We start from the raw sequence: 9867 nt of genomic DNA on the forward strand, positions 1-9867 counted from the left end.
GCGCGGGGCGGGCAGCACCGGCCGCAGCGGCTCGGCCGACCAGCGGCGGAAGTACGGGGTGAACACCGCGTAGTGGTCCTTGCCGGCGGGCAGGACGGCACCGGGCGGCACCGCCGTGACCACCGCGTCGTGCACCCGCAGCAGTCGCCCGTCCGCTTCCAGGACCGACCGCAGCCGCTCCTCGCGGCGCAGGGCGTACGCGCTCACGCCCGCGGCGACGTGCACCTCGCCCGCGCCGGTGGCGGCGGCCAGCGCGCAGGTCTGCGCCACGACCTCGCCGCTGCGCACCACGAGCCGCCCGCCGCGGGCCCGCAGTCCCTCGTCGAGCGCGGCGAGGCAGTCGGCCAGGAACGCGGCGCGGTTGGGCACGGCGAAGCCGGCGGCGGCGATGCCCGAGTCCACGACGAACAGCGGGACGACGTGCGGCGCGCTCCGCAGGGCCGCGGTGAGCACGGGGTTGTCGTGCAGCCGGAGATCGGAGGTGAACAGGGCGATGGACACACCGGCGCCCCGGCTCGCCGCGCTGTCCCGCCCTCGGTCGCTGCGCCTGTCCGCACCCATCCCGTGATTGTCCGCCCGGCGTCCCGCGGGGGCGGGGCGGCAGGGCCGTCACGACCAGGGAATGTTGCGCCAGGGACTGGCAGGGTCGCCGAGGAGCAGGTGGTGCGCGCTCACCGCGGCGGTGTGTCCGGAGACGGCGGCGCGGGGGTCCCCGGCGCGGGGGTCCCCGGCTCCCGGCCTGAGGGTGGCGCCCAGCAGGAGGCCCGCGGAGAAGGCGGGCCACGACGCGTACGTCCTGCGGGCGGTCTCACCGGCCGTCAGGACGACCCGCTCCGCATCGGCCGGGGAGCACAGCCGAGCGGAGAGCCCCAGCCGGGCGAGGGCCACCGCGCACGCGAGGCCGTGGGCCGCGGTGGACACGACGCGCCGGCCCGGCTGCAGTACGGCATCGCGCACCAGCTGTTCCTCGGCCGCGGCTATGCGCGTGACGGTGGTGTCCAGCGCTTGGATCTCCGCCGCGTCCGCGGCCCGGTGCGCCAGCACGTGGGTGACCGCCTCCCGCCACTGTGCGGTCGCCGGCGCCCCGTCGGCGGAGTGCCCGGCGAGGCCTTCGCGGGCCCGCAGCGCGAACTCGGTCTCCCGCTCCGCCCCGTCCCCGGCGAGCAGCCGCTGCGTCAGGTGCCACCAGCCCGCGGGATCGGCGACGCCCCACGTGCCGTGCAGGACGACGCGGTCCTCGTCGTAGTCGCGGTAGACGCCGCCGAGCTCGTTCCAGGGCACGCCGTCGCGCACGGCGAGCGGTGCGCCGCAGGCCAGACCGTGGGCGAGCGGGCCGTGCAGGGGGCCGGTGTACAGGGACAGCAGGCGGCCGGACGCGCGCGGCGGCGCCTCGTCGCAGACCTCCAGCCAGGCCTCGCGGTCCAGCGGGGTGGCCGGGACGACGGCCGCGGACGGGTGCCCGGGGTTCACCGCCAAGTGCCACTTGTCGTGCGGCCACTCCAGGGCCAGGTCGTCCAGCCCGGTGCGCTGGAGGACCCGGTCGGGGCGCCAGGGCGGCAGCGCGCCGCGGGTGAAGACGGGCAGGCAGCGCTTGCCCGAGGCCGGGTCGCGGTACGGCACGAGCGGTGCGGGCGGCACCAGCCCGTCGGCCTCGGCCCGGCCCTCCTCCATGTACAGCTCGGCCACCGCGAGGGCGCCGAGCTGGCCGTCCCAGTCCCCGTGCGCCGTCGCGGCCTGCAACTGCGCCTCGATGTCGGTCGGCGGGGTCCAGGGCGCGAAGAACATGGACATGACTCTAAGCGGCCCGCCGGCCCTGGCCGCCCGCACCGGCGCCCCGGAGCGTGCTAGATGTCGAACTCGTCCGGGTCCGGGCCCAGGCGGGTGCCGCTGTCGAGCGCCGCGATCGCCGCGAGGTCCTCGGCGTCGAGGGAGAAGCCGGAGACGTCGATGTTCTCGCGGATGCGGGAGGGCGTCACGGACTTGGGGATCGCCACGTTGCCCAGCTGCAGGTGCCAGCGCAGCACGACCTGCGCCGGGGTGCGGCCGTGCTTCTCCGCGACTCCGGCGATGACGGGCGCGGTGAGCAGGTCCTTGCCCTGGCCCAGCGGCGACCACGCCTCGGTGGTGATGCCGTGGCGCTCGTGGAAGGCGCGGAGCTCGGCCTGGGGCAGGAACGGGTGGAGCTCGATCTGGTTGACGGCCGGGACGACGGTCGTCTCGGCCAGCAGCCGCTCCAGGTGGGCGGGCTTGAAGTTGGAGACGCCGATCGCCCGGGCGCGGCCGCTCGCGGCGATCTCCTCGAACGTGCGGTAGATGGTGAGGTAGTCGTCGCGGAAGGCGCGCGGCCAGTGGATGAGGTACAGGTCGACGTAGTCGAGGCCGAGCCGCTCCAGCGAGGCGTCGAACTCGCGCAGGACGCCCTCGCGCGTCCAGGTCTCGGCGGCGTGGTTCCACAGCTTCGTCGTCACGAACAGCTCGTCGCGCGGGATGCCCGAGCCGGTGAGGGCCTTGCCCGTGCCGGCTTCGTTCTCGTACACCGCCGCCGTGTCGATGCTGCGGTATCCGGCGGCCAGGGCCGTCTCGACGGCGGCCGTGGCCTCGGCGTCGGGAACCTGCCAGACGCCGAATCCGAGCCGCGGCATCTCGACGCCGTTGTTGAGGGTGACGGTGGCGGGGAAGGGGGAGGCCTTGCTCACGGGTGCTCGTTCCTTACGTTCGGAGAAAGCGGTACGTGTTACTCCACTTGTGAACAGGTGTAGCTAGCACGCTATTCCCCGAGGTCGTCGGCGATTCCACCTGCGCGAGCCGTTCCGGTGTTACCCGTGGTACAGCGCATCGACCTCGCGCGCGTACGCCACCTCGATCGCCTTCCGTCTGAGCTTCAGCGACGGGGTCAGCAGGCCGTCCTCCTCGGTGAACCGGGCGCTCAGGATCCGGAAGGTCCGGATGGACTCGGCCTGTGAGACGAGGGTGTTCGCGGCCACCACGGCCCGCCGGATCTCGGCCTCCAGATCCGCGTCGCGCAGCAGCCCGCCGGGGTCCGCGGGCTCCTTGCCGTGCAGGTGCAGCCAGTGCGCGACCGCCTCCTCGTCCAGCGTCACCAGCGCGGCCACGTAGGGGCGGTCGTTGCCCACGACGACGCAGTGGGCGACGAGCGGGTGGGCCCGTACGCGCTCCTCCAGGGCCACCGGCGACAGGCTCTTGCCGCCCGACGTCACCAGGATCTCCTTCTTCCGCCCGGTGATGGTCAGATAGCCGTCCCCGTCCAGCCGCCCCAGGTCGCCCGTCGCGAACCAGCCCTGCTGCAGCACCGCGCCCGTCGCCTTCGCGTCGCCCAGGTAGCCGGCGAAGACCTGGCCGCCGCGCAGCCAGATCTCGCCGTCCCCGGCGATGCGCACGGTGGTGCCGGGGACCGGCTGCCCGACCGTGCCGAAGCGGGGCCGCTCGGGCGGGTTGGCGGTCGCGGCCCCGGTCGTCTCCGTCAGCCCGTACCCCTCCAGCACGGTCACGCCCGCGCCCGCGTAGAACAGCCCCAGCCTTCTGTCCATCGCCGAGCCGCCCGACATGGCGTGCCGCACCCGTCCGCCCAGCGCCTCCCGCACCTTGGCGTAGACGAGCCGGTCGAAGACCTGGTGCTGGAGGCGCAGCCCGGCCCCGGGCCCCGCGCCGGTGCCGAACGCCCGGTGCTCCAGCGCCTCCGCGTACCGCACCGCCACGTCGACGGCCCGCTCGAACGGCGCGGCCCGGCCGTCGGCCTCCGCCGCGCGCCGGGCCAGCGCGAAGATCTTCTCCAGGACGTAGGGGACCGCGAGGACGAACGTGGGCCGGAACGCCCGCAGGTCCGGCAGCAGCGCGGCGGCGGTCAGCTGCGGCTGGTGGCCCAGCTTGACCCGCCCGCGCACCGCCGCGACCTGCACCATCCGCCCGAACACATGGGCCAGCGGCAGGAACAGCAGCGTCGCCGCCTCGTCGCCCGGGCGGGAGCGGAAGACCTGCTCGTAGCGCCTGACGACGTTGTCGGCCTCCGCCATGAAGTTGGCGTGGGTCAGCACGCAGCCCTTGGGGCGGCCCGTGGTGCCGGAGGTGTAGACGACGGTGGCGGGCGTCGCCGGGGTGAGCGCCATCCGGTGCCGCTCCACCACCTCGTCGCCGATCCGGGCCCCGGCTGCGCTCAGCGTCTCGACGGCCCCGGCGTCCAGCTGCCACAGGCGGTTCAGCCCCGGCAGCCGGTCGACGACCGAGCCGACCGTCATCGCGTGGTCCCCGTGCTCGACGACGCACGCCGTCACGCCCGCGTCGTGCAGGATCCAGGAGACCTGCTCGGGGGAGGCCGTCGGGTACAGCGGCACGGGCTGGGCGCCGATCGACCACAGCGCGAAGTCGAAGAGCGTCCACTCGTAGCGCGTACGGGACATGACGGCGACCCGGTCGCCGAACCGCACGCCCTCGGCGAGCAGGCCCTTGGCCAGCGCCAGTACTTCGTCCCGGAATGCGGCCGCCGTCACGTCCCGCCAGCGGCCGTCCGGCCCCTTCCGGCCGAACGCCGCCTGCCCGGGATCCTCCGCGGCGCGGTCGAACACGACGTCCGCCAGGCCTCCGACGGGGTGCGCCGTCACGAGAGGCGGCGCGGTGAACTCGTGCAACGGGCAGCTCTCGCGCAACGGGCAGCTCCTTGTCATGCTCCGCACAGCGCGATGCCCCTACCCGGCTCGCCGGGCCCTCAATCCCCCTGAAAGGGTGTCCTGTTGGGGCGGATCCCCTAGCGTGCCCGGAATCCGGACGTGGTCGGATTCCGGACGCCGGAGAGTCCGCGCGGTCGGACTCCGGAAGCGCGGGAGCCGGAGCGGTCGGATTCCCGGCGCGCGGGAGCCGGGCCGGCCGGATTCCCGGCGCGCGGGGAGCCCGCGCTACGCCTGCAGCCGGTCGCCCGCCGCGAGCACGGCCTGGGCCAGTGCCTCCGCGGGCGCTCGCGCCGCACTGTCCGGCGCGGTGCCGTGCAGCAGCACCACGTCCACCCCGCCGAGATCCGGCAGGCCGGAGCCGGGAGGAAGGCGGACCAGGCCCGGCGGGATCATGCCCAGCGTGTGCGCCATGACGCCGAGGCCCGCGCGGGCAGCCGCGACCAGGCCGTTGAGGCTGCCGCTCGTGCAGACCACCCGCCAGGCCCGGCCGCTGCGCTCCAGCACCTCCAGGGCGCGCGCCCGGGTCACCGCGGGCGCCGGGAAGGCGATCAGGGGCAGCGGCCGGTGGGGGTCCAGGTGCAGCCGTTCGCCGCCGATCCACACCAGCCGGTCGCGCCACACCAGCCGGCCGTGCGGCTCGTCGGGGTGGCGCTTGGCGAGCACCAGGTCCAGCCGCCCGGCCGCCAGCCGCCGCTGCAGCGTCTCCGACAGGTCGACGGTCAGCTCCAGGTCCACTTCCGGGTGCTCGCGCCGGAACCCCTCCAGTACCTCGGGCAGCCGGGTCAGCACGAAGTCCTCCGACGCTCCGAACCGCAGCCGCCCGCGCAGCCGGGTGCCGGCGAACCAGTGCACGGCGCGTTCGTTCGCCTCCAGGATCGTGCGGGCGAAGCCCAGCATGGCCTCGCCGTCCTCGGTCAGCCGCACGCTGTGCGTGTCGCGGGTGAACAGCTGCCGCCCGGCCGCCGCCTCCAGCCTGCGGACCTGCTGGCTCACCGTCGACTGCCGGACGCCCAGGCGGACGGCCGCCTGGGTGAAGCTCAGCGTCTGCGCGACGGCCAGGAACGTACGGAGCTGCACGGGCTCGAACACCCGACGAGCCTAGCGCCGTCCCCCCTGCTCATCGCGATCCGTGATGACAGTCAGAGCAGCAAACGGGGTTCCGGATAGCCGCGCGGGACGGCAGGCTGGGGTCCATGCCGCGCATTCGTATACGCGTTCCCATCGATCCTTATGTAGCGGCCCTCCTGGGCACCGTGGCCCTCGCCGCCCTCCTGCCCGCCCGGGGCCAGGCGGCGACCGTCGCGGGCGGCGCCTCCACCGGCGCCGTGGCGCTGCTGTTCTTCCTCTACGGCGCCCGCCTCTCCACCCGCGAGGCGATGGACGGCCTGCGCCACTGGCGGCTGCACCTGACCGTCCTCGGCTGCACCTTCGTGCTCTTCCCGCTCCTCGGCCTCGCCGCCCGCGGCCTGGTCCCCGTCGTCCTCACCCCGCAGCTGTACTCCGGGCTGCTGTTCCTGTGCCTGGTGCCCTCGACCATCCAGTCCTCGATCGCCTTCACGTCCATCGCGCGCGGCAACGTGGCGGCGGCGGTGTGCGCCGGGTCCTTCTCCAGCATCGTCGGCATCGCCCTCACCCCGCTGCTCGCCGCCCTCCTCCTCGGCAACAGCGGCGGCGGCTTCTCCTCCCGCTCGCTGCTGTCGATCGTGCTGCAGCTCCTCGTGCCCTTCCTCGCGGGCCAGCTGCTGCGCCGCCGCGTGGGCGGCTTCCTCACCCGGCACAAGAAGGTGCTCGGCTACGTGGACCGCGGCTCGATCCTCCTGGTCGTCTACACGGCGTTCAGCGCGGGCATGGTCCGCGGCATCTGGCACGAGGTCACCCCGCTGCGGCTGCTGGCCCTCCTGGGGGTGGAGGCCGCACTCCTGGGGCTGATGCTCACGGTCACCACCTTCGGCTCGCGCCGGCTCGGCTTCAGCCGTGAGGACGGGCTGGCCATCGTCTTCTGCGGCTCGAAGAAGAGCCTGGCGGCGGGCCTGCCGATGGCGGGCGTCCTGTTCGGGGCCGAGGCGAGCCTGGCCGTGCTGCCGCTGATGCTCTTCCACCAGATGCAGCTGATGGTGGGGGCGGTCCTCGCGAAGAGGCACGGGCGCCGGGCGGCGGCGCAGGAGCCCGCCGTTGTGGCGGCGCCGGCTCGTACTTGACGGCTGGGCCGGCACTGGGGCGGCGCGGCCGGCGGCGGTTCCTGGACGGCGGCAGGCGGTTCCTGGAAGGCGACGGGCGGGGCTGGTCTACGGTGGCGGGCGGGCTGCGGAGAGCGGGGTCGCCCGGGGCGCGGCGTCCGGTCGGCGGCGGGGCCGGGCCACGTCGCCCGGTCGACGGGGGCCCGGCCGCGTCGGGCGGGAGACCTGGGGCTCTGGTCAGCCGGGTCAGCCGGTTCAGCTGGTGTGGTCCAGCGGCAGCCACAGGACGAGGTCGCGCGGGGATCCCGGTCCCGGCCCCGGCCCCGGTCCCAGGCCAGACCTCGGGCCCGGCCTTCCGCCCCTGCCCAGCCGCGCGATCTCACGGTCCGTCAGCGCCCGCCCGTACACCCGGACGTCATCCAGCTCCCCGGTCAGGTGCTCCCGGCCGTCCGGGCGCTGCCCCAAGTGCACCCCGAACGTCGAATTACGGCTCACCGTCCCCGGCACGCCGCCCGCCCGCACCGCCGCCGCGTCCACGGTGAGGACGATCCGCCCCCCGCCGCGCCGCAGCACCGCATGGTGCCACCGCCCGTCCCCGTACGTGCCGGCGGACCGCAGGACGACCGTCCGGGCGGGCCCCGCCCCGGCGACCGCCGTCACCTGCCCGGTGACCCGCCCTCCGGGCGCGAGCCGGAGCGCCACCTGGGGCGCCCCGCCCATCCCGCCCATCCACAGCAGCGGCTGCTCGCCCCGCGCGGCCGTAGCTGTAGCCGAAGTCGCAGCCGTAGCCGTAGTCGCAGTTGCGGCTGCGGACCGGGACCGGAACCACAGGGACGCCGTGAAGTCCCGTGTCCCCAGCGGCAGGGAGGGACGGTAGGGAAGCCGCACGGCGTCGTCCGCGCCGTCGAAGGCGAGGGCCCCGCCGAAGCGCCCGGCGACCGGGCGCGGACCTCCCAGGACGAGCGCGCCCCGCGCCCCCGGCGCCCGGTCCGGCGTCACCGGCGAGGGCACGGCGCGGGGACCCAGCCACTCCTCCGTGAAGCGGGCGAACCGGATCTCGTCGCGCGCGTCCCGCCTGCCCGCCTCGTAGAGCAGGCCGGTCGTGACGCCGCCGAAGTCCGCAAGGTCCTTGGCGTCGGGGTGTTCGGCGCCGGAGCCTTCGGAGCCTCCCTCGACGACGGCCATGTCGGAGTACCCCGCCCAGTCGGCCGTGACGAGCCTGCCGTGCTCCACGCCCTCCCAGGTACGGCCCTCGTCGTAGGAGGAGCGGATCGTCATCGAGCGCCGCCGGTCGGGGTCGGCGGGCGAGGCGAAGAGCCAGCGCCCGGGGCGCGGCACGGCCACCGACCCCTGCACCATGGGGGTGTAGAGGTCCGGGACCGCCCGGAACGGCCCGTCGAACCCCGTGCCCCCGTCCGGGCTGACGGCGAAGTCGCGGTTGCCGAGCTCGGTGCCGTCCTGCTCGCGCCCGCCCGCGTACACCGATCCGTCGGACCGCTCGGCGAGCGTCAGCTCGGACGGCTTCTGCCCGTACGTGCCCTCCGGAGTGATCTCGTGGGTGTCGACCGCCCCCAGCCGCCAGTGCGCACCTCCGTCGTCGCTGAGGGCGAGCGCCGCGTGGTTGGCGCGGACGCGGGTGCCGTCGTGGCTCTCGGCGTTGAGCCCGACGACCAGGCGGCCGCGGTGCGGCCCGTGGGTGAGCCGGAGGCCGTGCCCGGGGCCGGTGGCGTACCAGGAGTTCCAGCCGGGCGGCCGCAGGTCCCGGGTGACGTCCTGCGGCGCGGACCAGCTCGCGCCGTCGTCGTCGCTGTACTGCAGGTGGGGCGTGCGGTCGCAGGGCACGTCGCAGTTGCCGCCGCCGGGGCGGCCCTTGTTGTAGGTGGTGAGGAGCGTGATCCGGCCGCTGTGCGCGTCGACGACGGGGGCGGGGTTGCCGTGCGTGTCGCCGCGGCCCTCGTCCACCACCTGCAGCGGACTCCACGTGCGGCCGGCGTCGGCCGAGCGCTTGACCACGACGTCGATGTCGGTGGCGTCGCTGCAGTCGCCCTTCCTGGCCTCGGCGAAGGCGAGGACGGTGCCGCGGGCGGTGGTGGCCAGCGCCGGGATGCGGAAGCAGGCGTACGCGCCGTCGTCGGCCTCCTGGCCGGCCTTGAACAGGACCTGCTCCTCGAACGGGGCGGGTGAGGTGCCCGTGAACGCGGCGGGCGAGCTGCCGGCGGACACGGGGGACGGGGTGCCGGCGGGCATAGGGGACGGGGTGCCCGTGAAGCCGGCGGACGCGGTGCCCGTGGCGCGGGCCTGGTGCGCCGCGACGGGCGGCAGGAGGAGGAACGAGCCCGCCAGCGCGGCAGCGGCGAGCGTGTTCCTGACGGGGTGTCGGGGGACGGCGAGGACGGCGAGGACGGCGGGGACGGCGGGACCAGTGCGGACGTGCGGCGGCGCCATGAGGCCGAACGTAGGTGCCGTACGACTGTCACACAAGGCGGACTCGGCCGATGAGCCCATACGGGTTCACGCCGGCCGCAGGACGACCTTGCCCAGGTTGACGCGCGCCTCGATGATCTCGTGAGCCCGCGCGGCGGCCTCCAGGGGCAGCTCGGCGTGCACGCGCGGCCGCAGCCGGCCGGCGGCGAACAGCTCCCACAGCTCTCGCCGCCACTGCTCCATCAGCTCCGGCCGGTGGCGGGCGATGAGTGCCATCTGGAAACCGATCGCGGACTTCGCGCCGACGAGCAGGTCGTACGCCTCGATCGTGCCGCCGCCCGAGCTGTACGCGACGAGCCGGCCGCCGGGCGCCAGGGCGGCGAGGGCGGGGGAGAGGAGCTCGCCGCCGACGGCGTCCAGGACGATGTCGACCGCGCCGCCCCAGCGGCCGGCCTCCTTGCGGGCGAGGTCGTCGTACGTCACCACGTGGTCCGCGCCCAGCTCCCGCAGGCAGCCGGCCTTGGCCTCCGCCGCCGCGGAGCCGACCGCCGCCACGACCCGCCCGGCGCCGAGCTCCTTGGCGA

Annotated in this window: 8 protein-coding genes; 1 reads left to right on the plus strand and 7 read right to left on the minus strand. The window is 75.2% G+C overall.

The features are described from left to right. The 5 genes from V7793_RS26705 to V7793_RS26725 all read right to left on the minus strand — a co-directional run. A partial coding sequence (locus V7793_RS26705) for a deoxyribodipyrimidine photo-lyase (protein WP_336010776.1) occupies positions 1-561 on the minus strand: 561 nt, incomplete at its 3' end. 48 nt (positions 562-609) lie between these two features. Further along, positions 610-1785: a DUF1266 domain-containing protein gene (locus tag V7793_RS26710; protein WP_336010779.1), complete on the minus strand. Its 1176-nt coding sequence runs from the start codon at positions 1783-1785 to the stop codon at positions 610-612. Positions 1786-1844: 59 nt separating this feature from the next. After that, positions 1845-2642, minus strand: coding sequence for an aldo/keto reductase (locus V7793_RS26715; RefSeq protein WP_336010794.1), 798 nt, complete (start codon positions 2640-2642; stop codon positions 1845-1847). Positions 2643-2816: 174 nt separating this feature from the next. After that, positions 2817-4643: an AMP-dependent synthetase/ligase gene (locus V7793_RS26720; protein ID WP_336010798.1), complete on the minus strand. Its 1827-nt coding sequence runs from the start codon at positions 4641-4643 to the stop codon at positions 2817-2819. A gap of 264 nt (positions 4644-4907) precedes the next feature. Continuing rightward, a complete protein-coding gene (locus V7793_RS26725; protein ID WP_336010782.1) occupies positions 4908-5771 on the minus strand; it encodes a LysR family transcriptional regulator in 864 nt (287 codons plus the stop codon). A gap of 104 nt (positions 5772-5875) precedes the next feature. Between V7793_RS26725 and V7793_RS26730 the strand changes: the two genes are divergently transcribed. Further along, positions 5876-6880: a bile acid:sodium symporter family protein gene (locus tag V7793_RS26730; RefSeq protein ID WP_336010785.1), complete on the plus strand. Its 1005-nt coding sequence runs from the start codon at positions 5876-5878 to the stop codon at positions 6878-6880. Positions 6881-7114: 234 nt separating this feature from the next. On the opposite strand, the gene V7793_RS26735 is transcribed toward V7793_RS26730, so the two are convergent. Both V7793_RS26735 and V7793_RS26740 read right to left on the minus strand, forming a co-directional pair. Beyond that, positions 7115-9106: an exo-alpha-sialidase gene (locus tag V7793_RS26735; protein WP_443058004.1), complete on the minus strand. Its 1992-nt coding sequence runs from the start codon at positions 9104-9106 to the stop codon at positions 7115-7117. A gap of 264 nt (positions 9107-9370) precedes the next feature. Next, the coding region (locus V7793_RS26740; RefSeq protein ID WP_336010791.1) for a zinc-binding dehydrogenase at positions 9371-9867 on the minus strand (497 nt) is incomplete at its 5' end.

The organism is Streptomyces sp. KLMMK, assembly GCF_036961605.1.
Classification (GTDB): domain Bacteria; phylum Actinomycetota; class Actinomycetes; order Streptomycetales; family Streptomycetaceae; genus Streptomyces; species Streptomyces telluris.